This window comes from Streptomyces sp. NPDC088817 (assembly GCF_044750345.1).
Lineage (GTDB): Bacteria > Actinomycetota > Actinomycetes > Streptomycetales > Streptomycetaceae > Streptomyces.
On sequence record NZ_JBIVJN010000018.1, the window covers coordinates 91,962 to 113,043 of the forward strand.

Here is a 21,082-nt window from a genome sequence, read left to right on the forward strand (position 1 = left end):
GGGGGCCGGGGGCCCGCGACTCGGTCGTGGGCCCGGTCCTCGACTACCGTCGTGCGTATGGCCCTTGTCGCGTCCGGCACCACCGCGCCCCCCGCAGCCTCCGCAGCCCGGGGCGTGGGCCCGCTGCTGCGGTCCTGGCGGGAGCGGCGGCGGATCAGTCAGCTCGAACTGGCGCTGCGCGCCGACTCCTCCGCCCGGCACATCAGCTTCGTCGAGACGGGGCGGTCCCGGCCGAGCGAGGAGATGGTGCTGCGCCTCGCCGAGCACCTGGAGGTGCCGGTACGGGAGCGCAACGCCCTGCTGGTGGCCGCCGGTTACGCCCCCAGGTACCGGCAGACCCCGCTGGACGACCCGGCGCTCGGCCCGCTGCGCGAGGGCCTGGAGCGGCTGATCCGGGGGTACGAGCCGTATCCGGCGCTGGTGGTCGACGCGACGTACGACGTGGTGAGCGCGAACCGGGGCATCACGATGCTCCTCTCGGGCGTCCCCGAGCGGCTGCTCGCCCCGCCGCTGAACGCGATGCGGCTGACCCTGCACCCGGAGGGTCTGGCGCCGCGCATCCGCAATCTGCGCGAGTGGCGCGGGCATCTGCTGGCCCAGATGGAGCGGCAGCTCGCTCTGCACCGCTCGGCCGCGCTGCGCGAGCTGTATGAGGAGGTGGCGGCCTACCCGCTGCCGTGCGGCGCGCGGGAGGCGGTCCGGGCTCCCGGGCAGGTGCCGTACTTCGCGCTGCCGATGCGGATCGAGCACGACGGGCGGGTGCTGTCGTTCGTCTCCTCCATCTCCACCTTCAACACGCCCATGGACGTGACGGTGGCGGAACTGGCGATCGAGACGTTCCTGCCCGCCGATCCGGCCACCGTCGAGTACCTTCACTCGTCGTGGGCGGGAGAGAGCCGGGAGGCAGGGCGTGAGTGAGCGGCGGGCCGCGCCCACCGTCGGCCAGGTGGTGCTCGGCAGAAGACTCCAGGAACTGCGGGAGAAGGCCGGACTGGGCCGCGAGGAGGCCGCGCGCGTCCTGCGGGTGGCGCCCGCGACCGTACGGCGGATGGAGACGGCCGAGGTCGCGCTGAAGATCCCGTACGTGCAGATACTGCTGACCGCGTACGGGGTGGGCGACGAGGCGGCGGCCGCGTTCGTCGCGCTGGCCGAGGAGGCCAACGCGCCGGGCTGGTGGCAGCGGTTCCACGACGTGCTGCCGGAGTGGTTCAGCCTGTACGTGAGCCTGGAGGGCGCCGCCCGGCTGATCCGCTCCTACGAGCCGCACTTCGTGCCGGGGCTGCTCCAGACGGAAGGCTACGCGCGTGCGGTGCTGGAGACGGGGACGGTCGGTCAGCGCAGGCCGGACGCGGTCGAGCGGCACGTGTCGCTGCGGATGGCCCGGCAGCAACTGCTGGAGCGGGCCGATCCGCCGCACCTGTGGGTGATCCTCGACGAGACGGTGCTGCGGCGGCCGGTGAGCGACCGCCCCGAGGTGATGCGCGACCAGCTCGACAAGCTGCTCCGCTACACCGAGCGGGACCGGGTGACGGTGCAGGTCGCCGAGTTCGCGAGGGGGCCGCACGCGGGGACGTACGCGCCGTTCTCGCTGTTCCGCTTCGCCGAACCGGAGCTGCCCGACCTGGTCTACACCGAGTACCTGACCGGCGCCCTGTACCTGGACTCCCGCACGGAGATCTCCGCGCACCTGGAGGTCCTGGACCGTATGACGGCGGCCGCCGCCACCGCCGAGCAGACCCGCGAGCTGCTGCGGAAGTACCGCGACAACCTGTGAGCCCGCCCGGCGGCCGACAGCATGGCGCGGCCGACTAGGCGGCGCCGCCCTTCGTGTCGCGTTCGTCGTCGACGATCTCCGCGTCCACCACCGTGTCCTCGTCCGGCGGCGTCTGCTGTCCGGTGCTCTCGGTGCCGCTCTGCTGGGCCTGGGCGTACATCGCCTGGCCCATCCGCTGGCTGACCGAGGCCAGTTTGTCGATGGCCGTGCGCAGCGCGGGGGTCTCCGCCTGCTGCTCCAGGAGCGCCTTCACCTCGGCGGCGGCGGCCTCGACCTCCGACCTGGTGTCGGCGGGGACGCGGTCGCCGTTGTCGCGCAGGAAGTTCTCCGTCTGGTAGACGAGCTGCTCGCCCTGGTTGCGGGTCTCGGCGGTCTCCCGGCGCCTGCGGTCCTCCTCGGCGTACTGCTCGGCCTCCCGCATCATGCGGTCGATGTCGTCCTTGGGCAGCGCCGAGCCGCCGGTCACGGTCATCTTCTGCTCGCGGCCGGTGGCGAGGTCCTTGGCCGAGACGTGCATGATCCCGTTGGCGTCGATGTCGAAGGCGACCTCGATCTGCGGCACCCCGCGCGGGGCGGGCGGCAGACCGGTGAGGTCGAAGACGCCGAGCTTCTTGTTGTACGCGGCGATCTCGCGTTCGCCCTGGTACACCTGGATGCCGACCGAGGGCTGGTTGTCGGTGGCGGTGGTGAAGATCTCCGAACGCCGGGTCGGGATCGTGGTGTTGCGCTCGATGAGCTTGGTCATGATCCCGCCCTTGGTCTCGATGCCGAGGGACAGCGGGGTGACGTCGAGGAGGAGGACGTCCTTGACGTCGCCGCGGATCACGCCCGCCTGGAGGGCGGCGCCCACGGCCACCACCTCGTCCGGGTTGACGCCCTTGTGCGGGTCCTTGCCGGTCAGTTCCCGCACCAGGTCGGTCACGGCCGGCATCCGGGTGGAGCCGCCGACGAGGATCACGTGGTCGACGGCCGACAGCTTGATGCCCGCGTCCTTGACGGCCTGGTGGAAGGGTGTGCGGCAGCGGTCCAGGAGGTCGGCGGTGAGCTCCTGGAACTGGGCGCGGGTGAGCTTCTCGTCCATGTGCAGCGGGCCCTCGGCGGACGCCGTGATGTAGGGCAGGTTGATCGTCGTCTCCGTGGAGGACGACAGCTCGATCTTGGCCTTCTCGGCGGCCTCGCGCAGCCGCTGCACCGCCATCTTGTCGTTGCCGAGGTCGACGCCGTACTGCCCCTTGAACCGCTTGACCAGGTGCTCGACGACCCGCTGGTCCCAGTCGTCGCCGCCCAGGTGGGTGTCGCCGTTGGTGGCCTTCACCTCGATGACGCCGTCGCCGATCTCCAGCAGCGACACGTCGAAGGTGCCGCCACCGAGGTCGAAGACGAGCACGGTCTGCTCCTCGCCCCGGTCCAGGCCGTAGGCGAGCGCGGCGGCCGTCGGCTCGTTGATGATCCTGAGGACCTTCAGACCGGCGATCTCCCCGGCCTCCTTCGTCGCCTGACGCTGGGCGTCGTCGAAGTACGCGGGCACGGTGATCACCGCGTCCGTGACGTCCTCACCGAGGTAGGACTCCGCGTCCCGCTTCAGCTTCTGCAGGACACGCGCGGACAGCTCCTGCGCCGTGAAGCGGGTGCCGTCGACGGAGCCCTTGTCCGGGAAGCGCCAGTTCGCGTCCCCCATGTGCCGCTTGACCGAGCGTGCGGTGCGCTCCACGTTCGTCACCGCCTGCCGCTTGGCCACCTCACCGACGAGCACCTCGCCGTTCTTGGCGAACGCCACGACCGACGGCGTGGTGCGCGCGCCCTCGGCGTTGGCGACGACGGTGGGCTCACCGCCTTCCAGCAGCGCCACCACCGAGTTCGTGGTCCCGAGATCGATCCCGACCGCACGTGCCATCTTCGTCCCCTTCCGGGCGCCTCCTGCCCTCCAGCTCAGAACTTGAGTGCGCTGTTGTCAATGCCGCGTACCCGCCGCCTGCCGCTCTACCCGGGAACAGCGATGCCGCGCCCCGGAGGAGGGGCGCGGCATCGTCGGACGTGCGTCTCGCGTCAGGCGAGCTTGGCGTCCAGGGTGATCGTCGTACCGGTCAGGGCCTGGCTGACCGGGCAGTTCTTCTTGGCCTCCTCGGCGGCGGCGACGAACGCGTCGTTGTCGATGCCGGGGACCGTGCCCTCGACGCTGAGGTGGATGCCCGTGATGCCCTCGCCCGGCTGGAAGGTGACGTCCGCCTTCGTGCGCAGGGTGGTGGGCGGGGTGCCGGCGCCGGCCAGGCCGTGCGACAGCGCCATGGAGAAGCAGCTCGAGTGGGCGGCGGCGATCAGCTCCTCGGGGCTGGTCTTCCCGTTCGCCTGCTCGGCGCGCGACGGCCACGACACCGGCTGCTCGCCGATGCCGGAGGAGTCGAAGGTGACGACTCCGTTGCCCTCGAGCAGGTTGCCTTCCCAGACGGTGTGAGCGGTTCGCGTGGTTGCCACGGTGGTTCCATACCTTTCGCCTGCGTTCCCGTTGCCGGGATCCCGTGACGCCATCCGATCACATCCGCAACTCGTACATCCACAGAACCGGGCCACGACCTGCCGGAGAAGCTGCGCGAACCGCTGGGGCGCCTCCTTCCGGGGTCAGGCGGCGCGCTCCTCCGGTTCGGCGGTGAGCGGTGCCCCGGTTCCGGCGGCCTCGTGCAGCCAGCGCCGCAGCACGCGGTGGACGTGCTCCGCGCCGACGAGTTCCTCGCCCTCCGCGACCGGCGGGGAGCAGTCGAGCGGCGACAGCAGGAACGGGCGGCCCTGCGCGCCGCCGAGGCCGCCGTGGGAGCCGATCTGCTCCTCGAAGGCGAGGACCTCCCCGTCGGCCGGGTCGTGACTGGAGTTGACCATGATGTCGGCGGTGTGCGGGAAGGAGTGGGTGCGGCGTACCGCGCCGACCGCGCCGGGGCCGAAGACGGCCAGCGGGCCCGGGTCGGTGTCCAGCTCGGCCAGCGGTACGCGTACGCCGCGCGGGCCGAGGACGACACCGCCGTGCTCCTCGCTGCGCACGAGCAGGAAGCCGACGCCCGGGTGGCCGGCGAGCGTGGACAGCAGCGCGGGGTGGCGGGCGTCGATCTCCTCCTGGCTCATGCGGTGCGGCACGTCCGGGAAGGAGACCAGGCCCAGGTTGCCGGAGGCCAGTACGACGGGCTCGGAGCGGCGGGAGGGTGGCCGGTCCTCGCCGCCCTCCTCGACCGGGCGGCCCAGCGCGGCCCGTACGGCGGCCCGCGCCTCGGCTCCGCTGCGCGTCCCCTCCGCCCGGCGCGGCACCGGCAGTCCGCAGCCGGCGCGCACCAGGTCGCCCAGGGTCAGGCCGTAGCGGGAGCGGAAGGTCTCGCCGGGGCTCTGGCCGTGGTCGGACAGGAGGACGAACCGGTACGGGCGCGGGGCGTGCTCGGCGACCTTCTCGATCAGCGCCAGCGAGCGGTCGAGGCGCCGCAGCACCCGCGCCGCGTCCCGGCTGTGCGGCCCGGAGTGGTGGGCCACCTCGTCGTACGCCACCAGGTCGGCGTAGACGGCGGTGCGCCCGGCGAGCAGGTCGCCCATCACCGCGGCCACGACGACGTCCCGTTCGACGACCGTCGCGAAGGCGCGCACCAGCGGGTACAGCCCCCCGCGGGAGACGCGCGGGCGCTCCCCGCGGAGCCGGGCGCGCAGGGACTGGCCGATCTCGCGGCCGGTCTCGGCGACGAAGGACAGGAAGGTGCGGACGGCGTTGGCGGGGTCGGAGAAGTAGGCGAAGTAGCCCGCGCGGGAGCGGCTGCCGCGGTCGCGGCGGACCGCCACCGACAGGACGAGGGCGAGTTCGCCGGCGCCGCCGCCGAAGAGGTTGCCGCGGCTGGCCCCGTCGGCGGTGAGCAGCCCGCCGTCGCCGGTGCGCCGTACGGCGCGGCGCTGGAGTTCAGCGGCGCTGCTGGGACGGTTGCAGACCATCACCTCGCCGGTGTCCTTCTCGTACCAGCGGAAGGCGGGGACGTCGTGGTTGGACCCGTGCAGGATGCCGAGCTGGCTGGCACCGGTCTGGCTGGACCAGTCGGTGCGCCAGGGGGTGAGCCGGTGGGTGGGCCCCGGATCCCCCTCGCCGGCGCCGAGCCAGCGGGCCACGGTCGGCATCAGGCCATCGTCGACCGCGTTCCGCAGCACGTCGTGGCCGACGCCGTCGAGCTGGACGACGACGGTGCCGGGGGTCGGCGAGCAGGGCCGCAGCCGTCCGCGGCGGCGGTCGGCGAGCCGGTGGAGCCGGCGCCGGTAGGCGTCGTCGTCGCGCACGGCGAGGGCGGCGCCGGTGGCCGAGGCGACCGCGGACATCACCGCCGCCACGATGACGGCGGTCTCGGGGGCCGCCTCCGCCTGGCCGGAGGGGGTGATCCGCAGGGCGAGCAGGAGCAGGGAGCCGTTGAGGAAGAACACCAGCAGCCCGAGGACCAGGGCGGGCACGAGCAGCAGCAGCCGGACGAGCAGCGGCCACACCACGGCCGACAGCACGCCGAAGGCGCCCGCGCCGAGTGCGGCGGTCACGGCGACCGTGGTGGCGCTGTCGCCGTCGGGCGACTGCAACCGGAAGTCCGGCAGGATCCCGGCGAGCACCAGCAGGGTGACCGTGGAGACGGCCCACACCGCGACACTGCGCCCGACCTGACTGGCGGCCCGCCGCCACCGCCGCCCGCCACCCATGCCCGGCACAACCTCCGCTTCCGCCCCGCCCGGTGCCTCCGCACGGACGTACCCCAGCTTGTCATACACCCGCACAAATCGCCGTGACCTGCGGTAACACCCACAAAGCGGTGGGGACGAAGGGGGTGGGTCAGGGTCAGGAGGTCGGCCGGTCAGCGGCCGTCGTAGCCGGCGGTCGGCATGGAGAGGCGGCGGTGCACGCGGGCCTTCATCTGCGCGTCGTACGAGGGCTCGGCCTGGCCCACCGTCTCGACGCGGACCCCGCGTCGCGCGCACTCCTCGGTGAACTCCTCGACGGAGGACAGCGCCCGCTCCAGCACCCGCCGGCTGGGCGCGACGAACAGGTCCATGCCGGGGCGCACGCCCTCCCACAGGGCGCCGTGGTCGGCGCGCAGCCCCCGGACGAGCAGTTCCCGCGCGATGACGTAACCGTGCTCGGCCGCCCAGCGGGCGCACATCGCGTACTGGCTGCGGGAGTCCACCAGGAAGGGCTCGTCGTGCAGCTCCTCCAGGGGTGTCAGGCTCGCGATCGCCGTGACGCGGACGACCGCCGGGGCGCCCCCGCCGGGGGCATCCCGCACTTCTCCCATGGCGTCCCCCTCACCTCCGGGTTTCCGCCGCCGACCCTACTCCTGCCCGTAGGCTCAGGGGGAGTCGCACGAAGGGGGGCAAAGGAGTGCCGGTGGAGATCACCTGGTGGGGTCATGCCACCTGCACGGTCGAGGACTCGGACGTGCGCGTGCTGACCGATCCCCTGTTCGCACGCCGGCTCGCGCACCTGCGGCGCCGGCGCGGCGCGCCGCCGCCGCCCGCCGCCCGGCACGCGGACGTGGCCCTGGTCTCCCATCTGCACGCCGACCATCTGCACGTGCCCTCGCTGGCCCGGCTGGAGCCGGGCACGCGCCTGCTGGTGCCCCGGGGCGCACTCGGGGTGGTCGCGGGACTGCGCCGGCTCGCCCATCTGCGGATCAGCGAGGTGACGCCCGGTGACCGGGTCGAGGTCGGCGGCGTCGTCGTACGGGCGGTGCCGGCCCGGCACGATGGGCGTCGGCTGCCGGTCGGACGGCACCGCTCGCCCGCGCTCGGCTACGTCGTCGAGGGCGAGGCGCGGACGTACTTCGCCGGGGACACCGGCCTGTTCGAGACGATGGCCGAGGAGGTCGGGCCGGTCGACGCGGCGCTGCTGCCGGTGGGCGGCTGGGGGCCGTACCTCGGCGCGGGGCATCTGGACGCGGGGCGGGCGGCGCAGGCGCTGGCCCGGCTGGCGCCGGGGAGCGCGGTGCCGGTGCACTACGGCACGTACTGGCCGATCGGGATGGACGCCGTGCGCCCCCATGAGTTCTATGCGCCGGGTGATGATTTCGCGCGCCTGGCCGCCGAGCGTGCGCCGGGGGTCGCGGTGCACCGGCTCGGGCACGGGGAGAGCGTGCGCCTGGAGGGCGCCCGGTGATACGGATCGCCGCCGCCGTGACCTCGGTGGTGCCGCCGGAGTCCACCCAGCAGGCGCTGGGGTATCCCTCGCTGTTCCTGCTGGTGCTGATCGGGGCGCTGGTGCCGGTGGTGCCGACGGGCGCGCTGGTCAGTTCGGCGGCGGTGGTCGCGCTGCACCAGACGGCGCCGTTCTCGCTGGCGCTGGTGTTCCTGACGGCGTCACTGGCCGCGTTCCTCGGGGACGCGGCGCTGTACTGGCTGGGACGGCGCGGGCTCGGGTCGCGGAACGGGTCGCGGTGGCTGGAGGCGATCCGTACGCGCGCGCCGGAGGACCGGCTCGCGCAGGCGCAGGAGAAGCTGAGCGAGCACGGGGTCGCGGTGCTGGTCCTGTCCCGCCTGGTCCCGGCGGGCCGCATCCCGGTGATGCTGGCCTGCCTGCTGGCGAAGTGGCCGCTGCGCCGCTTCTCCCGCGGCAACCTCCCCGCGTGCCTGGCCTGGGCGGTCACGTACCAGTTGATCGGCATCCTCGGCGGCTCCCTGTTCGAGGAGCCCTGGGAGGGCGTGGCCACGGCCATCGGACTGACCGTCCTCCTGAGCACGGCCCCCGCAGCCTGGCGCCGCCTGCGCCGCCTCCTCCCGGCCCAACGCCCACAGTGACCGGGGCAGGGCTCCGGACGCGGGGGTGCACCCGCGCGCCGGCCGTCCTCCGGCGACGCGACGCCACCGCGCCGGCCGCGGACCGGGTGCCGCTCGCCGCGGGCAGCGGCCGGTGGGCGCAAGGCCGCCGCCGCATGACCGGCCCAGCTCGCCGGCTGCGCGGCCCGGCCGACTTCTTCACCTCGGCCGACGAGCACGTCGACCAGGCGGTCGACGACCGCTACGGCTTCGACACCGTGATCGACTGGATCATCTGCTCGCTGGAGCACCAAGCCGACGCCTTGACCTGGCCGTCCGGCACGCCGCCTCGCGGGTGGGCGCCATCATCCGGCGTCCACCCGGCCCATCCGGCCGTCACAGTGGGTCGAGGCGGCGCCTGAGCAGGCAGAACTCGTTGCCTTCCGGATCGGCAAGGACATGCCAGGATGCCTCTGCGGGCTGACCGATGTCGACCAGTTCGGCCCCGGCGGCCAGGAGGCGCTCGAGCTCGGCGTCCTGATCGCGATCGGTGGGATTGACGTCGATGTGCAGCCGGGCACGCCCGTTCCTCGGCTCGTCGTTGCGGATGAGGAAGATCGTCGGCTGCGGGCCGCCGAACCCTTCGCGCGGACCTATCTCGATGCAGCCCTCGGCCGCGCGATCGATCTCCGCGAAGTCCAAGACCTCACACCAGAACCGCGCCAGGACCTCGGGGTCGCGGCACTTGATCACGAGCTCACTGAAACGGCATGCCATGGACGAAACCCACTCTCAGGTGTGGAGAACTGCCGGGGCGGCCGACACGCGGATCTCGTGGGCTCCCTACAGCGAGAACAAGATCGCGACCGTACCGGGGGAGGCGAGCGGGGGCGATTGATTTCACGGCACGCCGGACGACGCTTGGGTCACTTGAAAACATTCAGGGGTGTTCCAGGACTCCGGAGGCGCCCACCGGGAGGTCCCAGAGGTGTTCCCGGGGGAGGCCGGCCTCCTTCCAGGCTCTGCGGACCCGGGTCAGGGGTTCCAGGAGGGGTTCGGCGGAGAGGACGAAGGTGCCCCAGTGCATGGGCGCCATGTGCCGGGCGCCGAGGTCCTGGACGGCCCGGACGGCCTCCTCCGGGTCGCAGTGGACGTCGCTGAGCCACCAGCGGGGGTCGTAGGCGCCGATGGGGAGCAGGGCGAGGTCGATACCGGGATAGCGGCGGCCGATGCGGGAGAACCAGTGGCCATAACCCGTGTCCCCGGCGAAGTACACGCGCTGCCCGTCCGGGTCGGTGAGCACCCAGCCGCCCCACAGGCTGCGGCAGGTGTCGGTGAGGGTGCGCTTGGACCAGTGGTGGGCGGGGACGAAGTCGAAGCGGACACCGGACAGTTCGGCCGCCTCCCACCAGTCCAGCTCGGTGACGCGGGTGAACCGGCGCCGCTGGAACCAGCGGCCGAGTCCGGCCGGCACGAACACCGGGGTGTCGCGCGGGAGTCGGCGCAGGGTGGGCGCGTCCAGGTGGTCGTAGTGGTTGTGGCTGAGGACGACCGCGTCGACGGGCGGCAGCGCCTCCCAGGCGACACCGACGGGCGTGACCCGGGCCGGGGTGCCGATGATGCGGCGGGACCACACCGGGTCGGTCAGCACGGTCAGCCCGCCGATCCGCACCACCCAGCTGGCGTGCCCCGCCCAGGTGACGGCGACGGTACGGGTGTCCACGCGGGGCAGTCCGGCGGGCCGGTACGGCAGCAGCGGGATGTCGGCGAGGGCCTCCTTGTCCGGCCGCAGAGCGCCCTCACGGGCGAACCGGGCAAAGGCCTTCAGGCCGGGCAGCGGGGCGGTCAGGCGGTCGTGGAAGGTACGCGGCCACACTCGCCGCTCCCCCAGCGGCCGGGGTTCGGCCGGCGGCGGGAACGGGGCGGACGGAGAGGTCAGAAGGGACGAGATCGCGGGATCAGCGGTCTCCTGAGGGGTCGTGCTCGGGGACGTGGTCGACTCGGACTGCTGCGTCATCGAGGAGGCTCCCATCGCTGAGCGTCGTCACGGAGATCGTCGAGTACCGAACTCAAGGAGAGCAACGCGCGTTGCGGGTGTGGCAGTTCCAACGGCGTGGTGGACAGGAGGCATTCCGCACGCTCCTCGTCGGTGCGGCCGAGGAGTTCCGTGGTGGACAGCCGTACGCGCAGCTCGCCGAGGTCGTCGCCGAAGCGGTGGCCGCCGGGCACGGGCAGTCCCAGGCGTGCGGTGAGGAAGTCCTCCAACTCTTGCGCGTCGCCCACCGCGTGGGCGTCGAGCGCGGGGCGCAGCGGGCCGAGGTCGGCGTACAGGTGGCGGCCGGACTGCGGCGGCCGGGCGAGCGCGCCGGCGGCGACCACGGCCGCGTGGACGGCCCGCGCCATGCTCGCGTGCAGGCTGACCGATGCCGTCCGGCGCGCGGTGACGGGACCGGGTTCGCCGAGGACGTAGGCGGCCGCGGCGGCGACCGGTTCGGCGATACGGGCGTCCAGCGCGGTCAGGATGTCGAGCACGCGCGCGTGCAGTGCCTCGCCGGTGGCTCCGGCGGGGAAGCGGGCGATCGCGGCGGGCCAGCCGGCGGGCAGGAACGCGCCGGCCAGGTCGGTGACGACGGTGACCCGGTCGGGCAGCATCTCGGCGGGGCTGAGCAGCACCGTCCCGTGCGGTGCGTGCACGGTGTCGCGCCAGGTCTCGTCGCTGACCAGGTGCAGTCCCTCGGCGGTGGCGGCCTCGACGGTCTCGTGCAGCACCTCCGGCGGTGCCACGGTGGCGGTGGGGTCGTCGGCGACGGACAGGACGAGCAGCCGGGGGTCGCCGCCCTCGGCGCGGACTCTGCGGACGGTCTCCAGCAGGGCGTACGGGTCGGGAACGCCGCCGCACTCGGCGGGCGTGGCCACGTGGAAGGCGGGGCTGCCCAGCAGGCGTGCGTACGGCGCCCACCAGGCCGCGCAGGGCCGGGGCACCAGGACGTCGCCGCCGAGCGCGGCGGTCAGCGCGAGCAGCAGGGCGGGGGCGCCGGGTGCGGCCGCGACCCGGCCGGGCGTGGTGGGCAGTCCGCGTCGCTGCCAGTAGCCGCAGGCGGCGTCCAGCAGTTCCGTGCCGCCGCCGATCGGTCTGCGCCGGGTCTGCTGCGCGGCCCCGGCGAGCGCGGCGGCCACCTCCGGCAGGACGGGCAGTCCGTCGTCGGGGAGGGCCGACGGTCCGTAGCGGACGGGGCCGTGGCCTTCCGGTTCCGTCCGCCGCATGGGTACCTCCGCGAAGTCCCTGATGCCGTGTGGTGCCGCCGCTCCGTCGCCCGGCGCGGGCCGTGCCTTCGGGCCTCCGTGTACCCCGGGTGACACGGTCCCAAGGCCACCGGCCGGGCCGGGAAGCACCCCGTACGGAGACCGCCCGGCCGGTCAGCCGCCGGTCCGGCCGCGCCGCCACGCCCGGTGAACCGCTCCGCCGAGCGCCGCGAGGATCAGCGCGCCGCCGCCGATCAGCGCGGGCAGGGACGCGGTGAACGACCCGCCCGAACCGGCCTGCACCCCGTGCTGGGCCGGGTCCCGGTCCACGTCGGCGGCGGACGGCCCCCGGGACGGCTCCCGTGACTCCTGCGGGCGGGAGGGTTCGGGGGAGGCACCCCCATTGAGATCGGGCGCGACCTGGGCCCGGGACGGGTCGTAGGACGGGACGTCACGAGCGGTGTTGCGCGAGGCGGGTCCGGGTCCTGGCTCACGGGGAGAGCCCTGCGCGGACAGCCCGGGGGCGGGGTCACGGGGCGGGGTCCGCGCGGACCGGCCCGCACCCGGGTCGAGGGGCGGAGTCCGCGCGGCCTGGGGACGGGAAGGATCATTGGCCGACGCGTCCGCCAGAACCGGATCCTGCGACGCTTCCACGGGCGCCGCCGCCCTCGCTTCACGGACCGCGCCGGGGGCGGACGGAGCCACGGTGGACCGGGGTACGGACCTCGCACCGTATCGGCTCGTGCCGGACACGGAAGCCGGTGCGCAGGTCTCCGCAGTGGCGCGAGAGGTGGCGGCGTCGGCCGGGGCGCACGCCATGGTGGCGACGGCGCCCTCGGCGGGCGGGTGGGGCTGTGCCGCCGGGCTCGCCAGAGCGGCCGATGCGGCCCCGCCCGCGATGACTCCGGCCAGGACGGCGACGGGCAGGGCGCGGGTGACGGTACGGCGCATGAGCGGGGCTCCTCGGACCGGCGGCTGCTGACGGCACGGGTTCGCGCCCTCGCTGCCATCACAGCCGCTGGGGCCGCGGGTCGCGCGCGGCCGAGCCCCATTAGCGGGACACCAACGGCCTATCGGGTGACGCCCGAGGTCGGCGCGGGCGCCGAGGCCATGGCCCGACGACGACGGCACGACACGCGTCCGGCCGCTGCCGCCGCCCAGCCCCGCCTGCCCGCCCCGGACGGCGGCCCCCGTCTACACGCCCTCCCGCATCACCTGCTCCCGCAACCGGTCGCAGCACCGGCTGATCAGGCGGGACACATGCATCTGCGAGATGCCGAGCTGTTCGGCGATGCTGCTCTGGGTCATGTCGCTGAAGAACCGCATGTACAGGATGGCCCGCTCCCGTTCGGGCAGCGCCGCCAGCCGCGGCTTGACGGACTCGCGGTCCACGACGGTGTCCAGGGCGGGGTCGGAGGAGCCCAGGCAGTCGCCCAGGGAGTACCCGTCCTCGCTGCCGGACAGCTCCGCGTCCAGCGAGAGGGCGGTGAAGCTCTCCAGCGCCTCGAGGCCGACCCGCACCTCCTCCTCGCTGAGGTGGGCGTGCTCGGCGATCTCCGCGAGAGTGGGGCCGCGGCCGGAGATCGTCCGGGACAGGTCCTGGGAGGCGAAGCGGACCCGGTTGCGCAGTTCCTGCACCCGGCGCGGTACGTGCACGGTCCACATGTGGTCGCGGAAGTGCCGTTTGATCTCACCGGTGATGGTGGGCACGGCGTAGCTCTCGAAGGCGTTCCCGCGGTCGGGGTCGTAGCGGTCGACGGCCTTGACCAGGCCGAGCGCGGCGACCTGGCGCAGGTCCTCGGAGCTCTCGCCGCGGCTGCGGAACCGGCCGGCCAGCCGTTCGGCCATCGGCAGCCAGGCTTCCACTATCTCGTCGCGCAGCTCGTTGCGCCGCGGGCCAGGCGGAAGCGTGGCGAGCCGGCGGAAGGCTTCCTCGGTGTCGGGGGCGTCGTCGTGGGGGTGGTGCCTGGCGCTCGCTCGCGTTGCCATGGGCGTCGCAGCTCCCTCGCAGTCCTCTCGGGTGGGCGGTCACCGTGGGAGTGCGGGCACGTGAACCGGGCAGGCCGCGCCCCGGCGGCGCGTTGCGCCGCTCCCACGGGCGTGCCTACGGTCCGAAGCACTGGGTCCGCGCCTGCCCCCGGTGCCGGGCGCCCAAACACGGCGCCCGCGCGCCGCACCCGGACGGCCCTGCGCGGCGGCCGACGCACCGGCCGCATCCGGCCTTCATCCCGTCCCGGAAAAGCGGTGTCGGCTCGCCGCGCACGGGTACGCGGTGGCCACCCCCGACGATCTGGAGGGAGACATGCAGCGAGGCAGTGACCGGCTGAGTGTCCACCGTGACGACGAGATGAAGCACGAGCTGCAGGGGCTGCTCAGGTCCGGCCATCCCACGCGGAGCGAGGAGTGGCACGACCCGGAGCCGACCGCCGAGGACGACCCGGAGGTGTGGGGCGGACCGGTGGCGCCGGGCGGCTCCCGGGCGTCCCTGGAGACCGTGCGTCTGGAACTGGCCAGGATCCTGGGCCGCAGCGCCTTTCCCGCGGGTCCGGGCGAACTGGCCCGCGAGCTGCGGCGCAAGAACGCCCCCGACACGCTGATCGAGGCGCTCCAGCGACTGCCGAACAAGGCGCGCTACGCCAATGTGCAGGAGCTGGCCCGGGAACTGACGCACAACGAGCGGCCCACACGGGAGGACCGCCCCTAGCCGGGCCCAGGCCGCCGCGCCCGGGGCCACGTGCCCAGGCCGACACGCCGGGGCTCACGCACCGGACCCGAGCCGGCGGACGCCGCGACAGGCACGCCTCGGGGCCCGACCCGGACCCTGGCGCCCAGGCCGCCCCGTCCGGGCCTACGCGTCCAGGCCGGGCACGCCCGGGCTCGCGCACAGGGCCCGAGCCGGCGGGCGCCACGACGGGCCCCGCATGTCACACCGGCGTCCGGCCACGGCGCTCCCCGCCGCGACCGGCCCACATCTGGCGTGACGGGCAGACGCCCGGCGTGACAGGCCGACACCTGGCAACACGGGCCGACGCCCGGCGTGACGGACAGACGCCCGGTCACGGGCAGACGCCCGGTCACGGGCAGACGCCCAGCGTCACGGGCAGACGCCCAGCGCGGCGGCCGGATCGCACGCAGCGCGGACCGGGCGGACGCAGCGCGGACCGGGCGGACGCAGCGCGGACCGGGCGGACGGCGGTGCGGACGCCTCCGTGTGGCGGGCGAGGCGAAGAGAGAAGAGCGTTCCGAGGACGGCAACGCCCGTCCCCGGGACGGCGAAAGGACGTTGAGGCATCATGCGCATCGCATTTCTGACCGCGCCCGAGGGTGTGGAACAGGTCGAGCTCACCGAACCCTGGAAGGCGGCGAAGGACGCCGGTCACGAGCCCGTGCTCGTCTCGACGAAGTCCGGGCGGATCCAGGCCTTCGACCACCTGGACAAGGCCGACACCTTCCCCGTGGACGCGGTCGTCGGCGAGACCTCCCCGGACTCCTTCGACGCGCTGGTCCTGCCGGGCGGCGTGGCCAACCCGGACTTCCTGCGGACGGACGAGAAGGCGGTGGCCTTCGTGGGCGCGTTCTTCGAGCAGGGGCGCCCGGTGGCCGCGATCTGCCACGCGCCGTGGACGCTGGTGGAGGCGGACGTCGTACGGGGCCGGGTGCTGACCTCGTGGCCGAGTCTGCGCACGGACATCCGCAACGCGGGCGGCATCTGGGTCGACGCGCAGGTGAAGGTCTGCGACCACGGCCCGAACAAGCTGGTCACCAGCCGCAAGCCGGACGATCTGAAGGCGTTCTGCGAGACGTTCCTCGACGTCCTCACCGAGAAGGCGGGCTGAACCCGAACGCGTCCGGGACGTTCTTCAGGTGCGGGGAGTCGGCGACTCCCCGCACCCGCGTTCCCGGGCCCCCTCGCGGGTGCGGCCGGCGGCGACCGGGCGGCGCGGATTGCGGCGCAGGTACTCGCCCTCGAGCTGCGCCATGCGCTCGTTGTGGGCGCGCAGCGCGTCGTTCGAGCCGTACAGCAGCGTGTCGTGGCGCGTGCGGTGGATCGTCTCCAGCTCCTTCATGAGCTGCTGGTCGTCCAGCCGTCCCGGGTCGACTCCGGTCATGGTGGTGCCCCGTTCGTCGTGTTCGTACCTGCGGTCCGGGTACCCGCCCGGCGTGCGGCACCACCGAACGGTCTCCGGGAGGGAGCCATGGATCTCGCCTTTCTGCATCCACTGTACGAACACCCTGGTCCATGGGCCTCCGTGTACGTCGACACCTCGCGGCACGCGGAGGACACGGCGCACCAGCTGGAGCTGACGGCCCGGGCCATGGGGCGCGAGCTGGCCCGGCAGGGGGCGGACGAGGCCACCTGCCGTGCGGTGGAGGCGGCGGTGCGGGAGATGCGCCACGCGCCCGATCCGCACGGGCGGGTGCTGTTCGCGCGGGCCGGCAGGGTGGTGCTCGACCCCCTGCTGGCCCGTCCGCCGCGGGGCGGCAGCCGGGCGGAGTGGGCGCCGTTGCCGCGCGTGGCGCCGCTCCTCGACCTGGCGGGCGAGGATCCGGTCGCGATCGTCGCCTATCTCGACCGCAGGGGCGCGGACTTCGAGCTGCGCAGCTCGCTGGGCCGGGAGGACGCGGGGGAAGTGGTGGGGCAGGAGTGGCCCATCCACCGGACGGCGAGCGCGGACTGGTCGGAGCGGCACTTCCAGCTCAAGGTGGAGAACACCTGGGAGCACAACGCGGTGGAGATCGCCGACGCGCTCAGTGTCTGCCAGGAGGAGACGGACGCGGACCTGCTGATCCTGGTCGGGGAGGACCGGGAGCGGCGCGAGGTGCGCGAGCGGCTGCCGAAGCGGCTGCACGACCGGGTGGCGGAGGCCGCGCACGGCACCGGCAGCCGGCTGCTGGACGAGGACGTGGAGCGGCTCCGCGCCGAGCACGTGCACCGGCGGGTGGAGTCCGGGCTGGACCGCTTCCGGGCGGCCCGTACACCCGACGACGAGGGCCGGTCGGCGGCCGCCGAGGGGGTGTCCGCGCTGGTCGAGGCGGCCCGCGAGCACCGTCTTGAGGAACTGCTGATCCGCCCGGACGGCGCCGACGCCCACCGCGAGGTGTGGATCGGCGAGGACCCCGACCAGCTCGCCGTGCGGCGCACGGAGCTGAGGACGCTCGGGGAGCGGGACTCCTGGCCGGCCCGGGCCGACGACGCGCTGCTGCGTTCGGCGGTCTGCCAGGACGCCACGGCCCTGTCGCTCGACCCGGCGGTGCCCGCCGGCGAGGACGTGCCGACGGGCGGCCTGGGCGCCGTCCTGCGCTGGAGGTGAGGGGTCCGGGGGCAGCGGCAGTGCGTCACCTCGCCCGCCGCACCCGCCGTTCGTCCCAGACCGGCTCCGGGGTCTCGCGGACCTGGCCGTCGCTGCCGAAGACCAGGTACCGGTCGAAGGAGCGGGCGAACCAGCGGTCGTGGGTGACCGCGACGACGGTGCCCTCGAAGGCCTCCAGACCTTCCTGGAGGGCCTCGGCGGAGTCCAGGTCGAGGTTGTCGGTCGGCTCGTCCAGGAGCAGTGCGGTGGCGCCCGCCAGTTCGAGCAGCAGGATCTGGAACCGGGCCTGCTGCCCGCCGGAGAGCCGGTCGAAGGTCTGCTCGGCCTGGCCGGTCAGTTCGTAGCGGCGCAGCCGGGACATGGCGGCCCCGCGGTCCTGGGAGTGCTCCTTCCACAGGATGTCCAGCAAGGTGCGGCCCATCAGCTCGGGGTGGGCGTGGGTCTGGGCGAAGTGCCCGGGTACCACGCGCGCGCCGAGCTTCCACATGCCGGTGTGCGCGACGTCCTCACCGGCCAGCAGCCGCAGGAAGTGCGACTTGCCGGAGCCGTTGGAGCCGAGCACCGCGACGCGTTCGCCGTAGAAGACCTCCAGGTCGAAGGGGTGCATCAGGCCGGTCAGCTCCAGGCCCTGGCAGGTGACGGCACGGACGCCGGTGCGGCCGCCCTTCAGGCGCATCCGGATGTCCTGCTCGCGCGGCGGCTCCGGCGGCGGCCCGGCCTCCTCGAACTTGCGCAGCCGGGTCTGGGCGGCCTGGTAGCGGGAGGCCAGTTCATGGCTGACGGTGGCGGCCTGCCGCAGGTTCAGCACCAGCTTCTTCAGCTGCGCGTGCTTCTCGTCCCAGCGCCTGCGCAGCTCCTCGAAGCGGGCGAAGCGCTCGCGGCGGGCCTCGTGGTAGGTGGCGAAGCCGCCGCCGTGCACCCAGGCGTCCGCGCCGGCCGGGCCGGGTTCGAGGGAGACGATCCGGTCGGCGGCGCGGGCGAGCAGTTCACGGTCGTGGGAGACGAACAGGACCGTCTTGCGGGTCTCCTTCAGCCGCTCCTCCAGCCAGCGCTTGCCGGGCACGTCGAGGTAGTTGTCCGGCTCGTCGAGCAGCAGCACCTCCTCGGTGCCGCGCAGCAGCGCCTCCAGGACCAGCCGCTTCTGCTCGCCGCCCGACAGGGTGCGCACCAGCCGCCACTGCGCCTTGTCGTAGGGCACGCCGAGCGCGGCCGTGGTGCACATGTCCCACAGGGTCTCGGCCTCGTAGCCGCGCGCCTCCGCCCAGTCGGCGAGCGCCTGGGCGTACTGGAGCTGGGCGGCCTCGTCGTCGGACGTCATGATGGCGTGCTCGGCCTCGTCGACGGCCCGCGCCGTCTCCCTCACCCGCGGCGCCGCGACCGACACGAGCAGGTCGCGCACGGTCGTCTCGTCCCGCACCGACCCCACGAACTGCCGCATCACACCGAGGCCGCCGCTGACGGTCACGGTGCCGCCGTGCGGCTTCAGCTCGCCGGAGACCATGCGCAGCAGGGTGGTCTTGCCCGCGCCGTTGGGTCCGACGAGGGCCACGGCGGCCCCCTCTCCCACACGGAAGGACACGTCGCCGAGCAGCGTCCTCCCGTCGGGGAGGACGTACTCCAGGTGCGCGGCTTCCAGATGTCCCATGGTCAGGCATTCTGACCTCGGCCGCGGGGGCCGGGCAAACTCTTATCCGAAGTCGACGGGCCGTCCGGTCGGGCCGCTCTCCCGAGCCGGGGTGACGAGGGCGTCCGCCCACGTCAGGGCGGTCCATCCGGTGCGGGCCGAGCCCTGGAGGACCACCACGCCGGTGTTCTCCAGGGGGTGGGTGGCGGCGAACTCCGCGTCGAGGTTGCGGACGCGGACCGCGGTCCACAGGCGGATGGCCGCGCCGTGACTGACCAGGGCGACGGTTCCGGCGCCGTCCGCGGTGGCCTCGGCGACGACGGCGTCGTAGCGGGCCAGCACCTCGGTGCCGCTCTCGCCCCCGGGGATGCGGGTCCGGGTGTCACCGGCGGCCCAGCCGAGCAGTGTCCGCATGTATGTCCAACCGCGCTCTGAGTCGCCCGGCTCCGTCTCCAGGTCGCCGGCGGACACCTCGCGGATGCCGTCGCGGACGTTCACGTCGAGTCCGCGTTCGGCGGCCAGCGGCCGGGCGGTGAGCTGGGTGCGGACCAGCGTGGAGGCGTAGAGCGCCTCGATGTCCTCCCCGGCGAGCGCCCGCGGCAGCGCTGCGGCCTGCTGTTCGCCGAGCGCGGTCAGGCCCGGCCCGGGGATCCGCGTGTCCAGCAGACTGCCCACGTTGGAGGGGGTCTGGGCGTGACGGATGAGGAGCAGACGCATGCGGGGTCCCTACGACGGCCTGTGCCACCCCGCGCACACCGGGCCACTGGCGCACGGCCCACCGGAAACGACGCACGCAGGAAACGGCCACTTCAGGGTAAGCGGTCCCCCATGAGCCCAGACGTCGACCTGACCGCCGCGAAGACCGGCGCCCATGCCCTCCTGAACCGTCTTACGGCCCTGGACGGCCGGTTGTTCGAGTTCGCGGCCGAGCGCCGCTGGCCCGGCGCGGGGCCGGTGCTGCCAAGGCTGAGCCGGGCCGCGAACCACGGCGTGCTGTGGTGCGCGGTGGCGGCCGCCGTCGCCGCGAGCCGCACCCCGAGGGGCCGCCGCGCGGCGGCCCGCGGCCTGGCCTCGCTGGGCCTGGCGTCCCTGACCGTCAACACGATCGGCAAGCGCTCGGTGCGCCGCGACCGGCCGGCCCTGGACCCCGTCCCGCTCATGCGCCGGCTCAAGCGGCAGCCGTTCACCACGTCCTTCCCGTCCGGGCACGCGGCGTCCGCGGCCGCCTTCGCGACGGGCGTCGCCCTGGAGTCCCCGGCCTGGGGGGCTGCGGTGGCCCCGGTCGCCGCGTCGGTCGCGCTCTCGCGTGTCTACACCGGCGTCCACTTCCCGAGCGATGTGCTGGCGGGCGCCGCGCTGGGGGCGGGCGTCGCGTTCGCGGCCCGGGCCCTGGTGCCCACCCGCGCGCAGACGGACCCGCCTGCCCGCTCCCGCGCCGACCTGCCGCCGCTGCCCGGCGGCAAGGGCCTGGTCCTCGTGGCCAACCGGGCCTCGGGCACCGCGGACCGCGCCGGTGCGCTCGGGGACCTACTGCCCGAGGCGGAGGTCGTCGAGTGCGGGCCGGAGGATGTCCGGGCCGAGCTGGAGAAGGCGGCGGACCGCGCCCGGGTGCTCGGGGTGTGCGGCGGCGACGGCACCGTCAACACGGCCGCCGAGGTCGCCCTGGGCCGCGGCCTGCCGCTCGCGGTGCTGCCCGGCGGCACCCTGAACCACTTCGCCCTCGATCTGGGCGTGGAGGACGCGCGGGCCCTGGCCCGGGCCGTGGAGCAAGGTCACGGAGTCCGCGTCGACGTGGGCCGCTTCCGCTCCGGGAACAAGCGGGGCGTCTTCCTCAACACCTTCAGCCTCGGTGTGTACCCGGAGCTGGTACGCCGGCGCGACCGCCTGGCGGGCCGGATCGGCACCTGGCCGGCCGGGGTGCTGGCGGCGCTGAAGGTGCTGCGCGCCGACCGCCATCCGCTGCGGGCGGTGGTGGAGGGCCACACCCACCCGCTGTGGCTGCTGTTCGCCGGGAACGGCACCTACCACCGCAGAGGGCTCGCGCTGGGCCGCCGGCTCGACCTGACGGACGGAAAGCTCGACGTCCGGGTGGTGCACGGGGGCCGCAGGCCGGCCCTGCGCCTGCTGTCCGCGGCCCTGGCCGGCCCCCTGACGCGGTCCCCGGCCCACGCGGCGGTCCAGGTGGCCCGGCTGCGTCTGACCGGTGTCGCGCCCGGCACCCTGCTCGCCCACGACGGCGAGGTGATGGAGGTGGCGGACGAACTGTGGCTGGAGAAGCTGCCCGAGGCGCTGGCGGTGTACCGGCCGCTCCCCCGCGGCTGACCGCCCACCCAGCATCCGTCTCGGATCCTGAAACCTGGGTCTCACCATCCGGCACGGAGGCGTACC

At 74.1% G+C, this 21,082-nt stretch carries 21 protein-coding genes; 9 read left to right on the forward strand and 12 right to left on the reverse strand.

The window, feature by feature from the left end:
• Window positions 1-57 precede the first annotated feature (57 nt).
• Both ACIP4X_RS28715 and ACIP4X_RS28720 read left to right on the forward strand, forming a co-directional pair.
• Window positions 58-918 (forward strand): helix-turn-helix transcriptional regulator, encoded by an 861-nt coding sequence (locus ACIP4X_RS28715; protein ID WP_358730100.1) that lies wholly within the window; start codon window positions 58-60, stop codon window positions 916-918.
• Window positions 911-1,774, forward strand: coding sequence for a helix-turn-helix transcriptional regulator (locus ACIP4X_RS28720; protein ID WP_358730099.1), 864 nt, complete (start codon window positions 911-913; stop codon window positions 1,772-1,774). The genes ACIP4X_RS28715 and ACIP4X_RS28720 overlap by 8 nt, the downstream gene beginning before the upstream one ends.
• A 34-nt stretch (window positions 1,775-1,808) precedes the next feature.
• Here ACIP4X_RS28720 and dnaK read toward each other — a convergent pair whose 3' ends face one another.
• The 4 genes from dnaK to ACIP4X_RS28740 form a co-directional block, all read right to left on the reverse strand.
• Complete coding sequence (dnaK, locus tag ACIP4X_RS28725; RefSeq protein WP_358730098.1) at window positions 1,809-3,668, reverse strand: molecular chaperone DnaK; 1,860 nt, start codon at window positions 3,666-3,668, stop codon at window positions 1,809-1,811.
• 152 nt (window positions 3,669-3,820) lie between these two features.
• Complete coding sequence (locus ACIP4X_RS28730) at window positions 3,821-4,246, reverse strand: OsmC family protein (protein WP_358730097.1); 426 nt, start codon at window positions 4,244-4,246, stop codon at window positions 3,821-3,823.
• A gap of 144 nt (window positions 4,247-4,390) precedes the next feature.
• Window positions 4,391-6,469: a phage holin family protein gene (locus ACIP4X_RS28735; protein WP_391454964.1), complete on the reverse strand. Its 2,079-nt coding sequence runs from the start codon at window positions 6,467-6,469 to the stop codon at window positions 4,391-4,393.
• 152 nt (window positions 6,470-6,621) lie between these two features.
• Window positions 6,622-7,059, reverse strand: coding sequence for a hypothetical protein (locus tag ACIP4X_RS28740; protein ID WP_358730095.1), 438 nt, complete (start codon window positions 7,057-7,059; stop codon window positions 6,622-6,624).
• A gap of 86 nt (window positions 7,060-7,145) precedes the next feature.
• On the opposite strand from ACIP4X_RS28740, the gene ACIP4X_RS28745 reads away from it, so the two are divergent.
• The 3 genes from ACIP4X_RS28745 (at window position 7,146) to ACIP4X_RS28755 (ending at window position 8,937) form a co-directional block, all read left to right on the forward strand.
• A complete protein-coding gene (locus ACIP4X_RS28745) occupies window positions 7,146-7,919 on the forward strand; it encodes an MBL fold metallo-hydrolase (protein ID WP_391454965.1) in 774 nt (257 codons plus the stop codon).
• Entirely contained in the window at window positions 7,916-8,557 is a 642-nt protein-coding gene (locus ACIP4X_RS28750; RefSeq protein WP_358730093.1) for a DedA family protein, read from the forward strand. The genes ACIP4X_RS28745 and ACIP4X_RS28750 overlap by 4 nt, the downstream gene beginning before the upstream one ends.
• Window positions 8,558-8,691: 134 nt before the next feature.
• Window positions 8,692-8,937 carry a hypothetical protein gene (locus ACIP4X_RS28755; protein ID WP_358730092.1) on the forward strand — a complete coding sequence of 82 codons (246 nt, stop codon included), beginning with the start codon at window positions 8,692-8,694 and terminating at the stop codon, window positions 8,935-8,937.
• On the opposite strand, the gene ACIP4X_RS28760 is transcribed toward ACIP4X_RS28755, so the two are convergent.
• The 5 genes from ACIP4X_RS28760 to ACIP4X_RS28780 form a co-directional block, all read right to left on the reverse strand.
• Window positions 8,912-9,292 (reverse strand): VOC family protein, encoded by a 381-nt coding sequence (locus tag ACIP4X_RS28760; protein ID WP_391454966.1) that lies wholly within the window; start codon window positions 9,290-9,292, stop codon window positions 8,912-8,914. The genes ACIP4X_RS28755 and ACIP4X_RS28760 overlap by 26 nt on opposite strands.
• 163 nt (window positions 9,293-9,455) lie before the next feature.
• Window positions 9,456-10,532, reverse strand: coding sequence for an MBL fold metallo-hydrolase (locus tag ACIP4X_RS28765; protein ID WP_391454967.1), 1,077 nt, complete (start codon window positions 10,530-10,532; stop codon window positions 9,456-9,458).
• Window positions 10,529-11,779 carry an aminotransferase class I/II-fold pyridoxal phosphate-dependent enzyme gene (locus tag ACIP4X_RS28770; RefSeq protein WP_391454968.1) on the reverse strand — a complete coding sequence of 417 codons (1,251 nt, stop codon included), beginning with the start codon at window positions 11,777-11,779 and terminating at the stop codon, window positions 10,529-10,531. The genes ACIP4X_RS28765 and ACIP4X_RS28770 overlap by 4 nt, the downstream gene beginning before the upstream one ends.
• Before the next feature lie 153 nt (window positions 11,780-11,932).
• Complete coding sequence (locus ACIP4X_RS28775; protein WP_391454969.1) at window positions 11,933-12,709, reverse strand: hypothetical protein; 777 nt, start codon at window positions 12,707-12,709, stop codon at window positions 11,933-11,935.
• Between the two features lie 243 nt (window positions 12,710-12,952).
• Complete coding sequence (locus tag ACIP4X_RS28780) at window positions 12,953-13,747, reverse strand: RNA polymerase sigma factor SigF (protein ID WP_358730087.1); 795 nt, start codon at window positions 13,745-13,747, stop codon at window positions 12,953-12,955.
• 313 nt (window positions 13,748-14,060) lie between these two features.
• Between ACIP4X_RS28780 and ACIP4X_RS28785 the strand changes: the two genes are divergently transcribed.
• Both ACIP4X_RS28785 and ACIP4X_RS28790 read left to right on the forward strand, forming a co-directional pair.
• Complete coding sequence (locus ACIP4X_RS28785) at window positions 14,061-14,462, forward strand: DUF2795 domain-containing protein (RefSeq protein WP_358730086.1); 402 nt, start codon at window positions 14,061-14,063, stop codon at window positions 14,460-14,462.
• 589 nt (window positions 14,463-15,051) lie between these two features.
• Window positions 15,052-15,594: a type 1 glutamine amidotransferase domain-containing protein gene (locus tag ACIP4X_RS28790; RefSeq protein ID WP_358730085.1), complete on the forward strand. Its 543-nt coding sequence runs from the start codon at window positions 15,052-15,054 to the stop codon at window positions 15,592-15,594.
• 24 nt (window positions 15,595-15,618) lie between these two features.
• Here the strand turns inward: ACIP4X_RS28790 and ACIP4X_RS28795 are convergent, their stop codons facing one another.
• Window positions 15,619-15,867, reverse strand: coding sequence for a DUF6158 family protein (locus ACIP4X_RS28795; protein WP_358730170.1), 249 nt, complete (start codon window positions 15,865-15,867; stop codon window positions 15,619-15,621).
• Window positions 15,868-15,954: 87 nt separating this feature from the next.
• On the opposite strand from ACIP4X_RS28795, the gene ACIP4X_RS28800 reads away from it, so the two are divergent.
• Window positions 15,955-17,070: a Vms1/Ankzf1 family peptidyl-tRNA hydrolase gene (locus ACIP4X_RS28800; protein WP_358730084.1), complete on the forward strand. Its 1,116-nt coding sequence runs from the start codon at window positions 15,955-15,957 to the stop codon at window positions 17,068-17,070.
• Window positions 17,071-17,095: 25 nt separating this feature from the next.
• On the opposite strand, the gene ACIP4X_RS28805 is transcribed toward ACIP4X_RS28800, so the two are convergent.
• Window positions 17,096-18,715, reverse strand: a complete 1,620-nt coding sequence (locus tag ACIP4X_RS28805; protein ID WP_358730083.1) for an ATP-binding cassette domain-containing protein — start codon at window positions 18,713-18,715, stop codon at window positions 17,096-17,098.
• Between the two features lie 42 nt (window positions 18,716-18,757).
• Window positions 18,758-19,411 (reverse strand): histidine phosphatase family protein, encoded by a 654-nt coding sequence (locus ACIP4X_RS28810; protein WP_358730082.1) that lies wholly within the window; start codon window positions 19,409-19,411, stop codon window positions 18,758-18,760.
• Window positions 19,412-19,522: 111 nt separating this feature from the next.
• On the opposite strand from ACIP4X_RS28810, the gene ACIP4X_RS28815 reads away from it, so the two are divergent.
• Window positions 19,523-21,016 carry a phosphatase PAP2 family protein gene (locus tag ACIP4X_RS28815; RefSeq protein WP_358730081.1) on the forward strand — a complete coding sequence of 498 codons (1,494 nt, stop codon included), beginning with the start codon at window positions 19,523-19,525 and terminating at the stop codon, window positions 21,014-21,016.
• The last annotated feature ends 66 nt before the right edge of the window (window positions 21,017-21,082 follow it).

Coding starts and splice junctions, on each gene's coding strand:
- ACIP4X_RS28715 (WP_358730100.1), top strand. CDS start 58: ATGGCCCTTGTCGCGTCCGGCACCACCGCGCCCCCCGCAGCCTCCGCA.
- dnaK (WP_358730098.1), bottom strand. CDS start 3,668: ATGGCACGTGCGGTCGGGATCGATCTCGGGACCACGAACTCGGTGGTG.
- ACIP4X_RS28735 (WP_391454964.1), bottom strand. CDS start 6,469: ATGGGTGGCGGGCGGCGGTGGCGGCGGGCCGCCAGTCAGGTCGGGCGC.
- ACIP4X_RS28740 (WP_358730095.1), bottom strand. CDS start 7,059: ATGGGAGAAGTGCGGGATGCCCCCGGCGGGGGCGCCCCGGCGGTCGTC.
- ACIP4X_RS28755 (WP_358730092.1), top strand. CDS start 8,692: ATGACCGGCCCAGCTCGCCGGCTGCGCGGCCCGGCCGACTTCTTCACC.
- ACIP4X_RS28760 (WP_391454966.1), bottom strand. CDS start 9,292: ATGGCATGCCGTTTCAGTGAGCTCGTGATCAAGTGCCGCGACCCCGAG.
- ACIP4X_RS28765 (WP_391454967.1), bottom strand. CDS start 10,532: ATGACGCAGCAGTCCGAGTCGACCACGTCCCCGAGCACGACCCCTCAG.
- ACIP4X_RS28770 (WP_391454968.1), bottom strand. CDS start 11,779: ATGCGGCGGACGGAACCGGAAGGCCACGGCCCCGTCCGCTACGGACCG.
- ACIP4X_RS28775 (WP_391454969.1), bottom strand. CDS start 12,709: ATGCGCCGTACCGTCACCCGCGCCCTGCCCGTCGCCGTCCTGGCCGGA.
- ACIP4X_RS28780 (WP_358730087.1), bottom strand. CDS start 13,747: ATGGCAACGCGAGCGAGCGCCAGGCACCACCCCCACGACGACGCCCCC.
- ACIP4X_RS28785 (WP_358730086.1), top strand. CDS start 14,061: ATGCAGCGAGGCAGTGACCGGCTGAGTGTCCACCGTGACGACGAGATG.
- ACIP4X_RS28790 (WP_358730085.1), top strand. CDS start 15,052: ATGCGCATCGCATTTCTGACCGCGCCCGAGGGTGTGGAACAGGTCGAG.
- ACIP4X_RS28795 (WP_358730170.1), bottom strand. CDS start 15,867: ATGACCGGAGTCGACCCGGGACGGCTGGACGACCAGCAGCTCATGAAG.
- ACIP4X_RS28800 (WP_358730084.1), top strand. CDS start 15,955: ATGGATCTCGCCTTTCTGCATCCACTGTACGAACACCCTGGTCCATGG.
- ACIP4X_RS28805 (WP_358730083.1), bottom strand. CDS start 18,715: ATGGGACATCTGGAAGCCGCGCACCTGGAGTACGTCCTCCCCGACGGG.
- ACIP4X_RS28810 (WP_358730082.1), bottom strand. CDS start 19,411: ATGCGTCTGCTCCTCATCCGTCACGCCCAGACCCCCTCCAACGTGGGC.
- ACIP4X_RS28815 (WP_358730081.1), top strand. CDS start 19,523: ATGAGCCCAGACGTCGACCTGACCGCCGCGAAGACCGGCGCCCATGCC.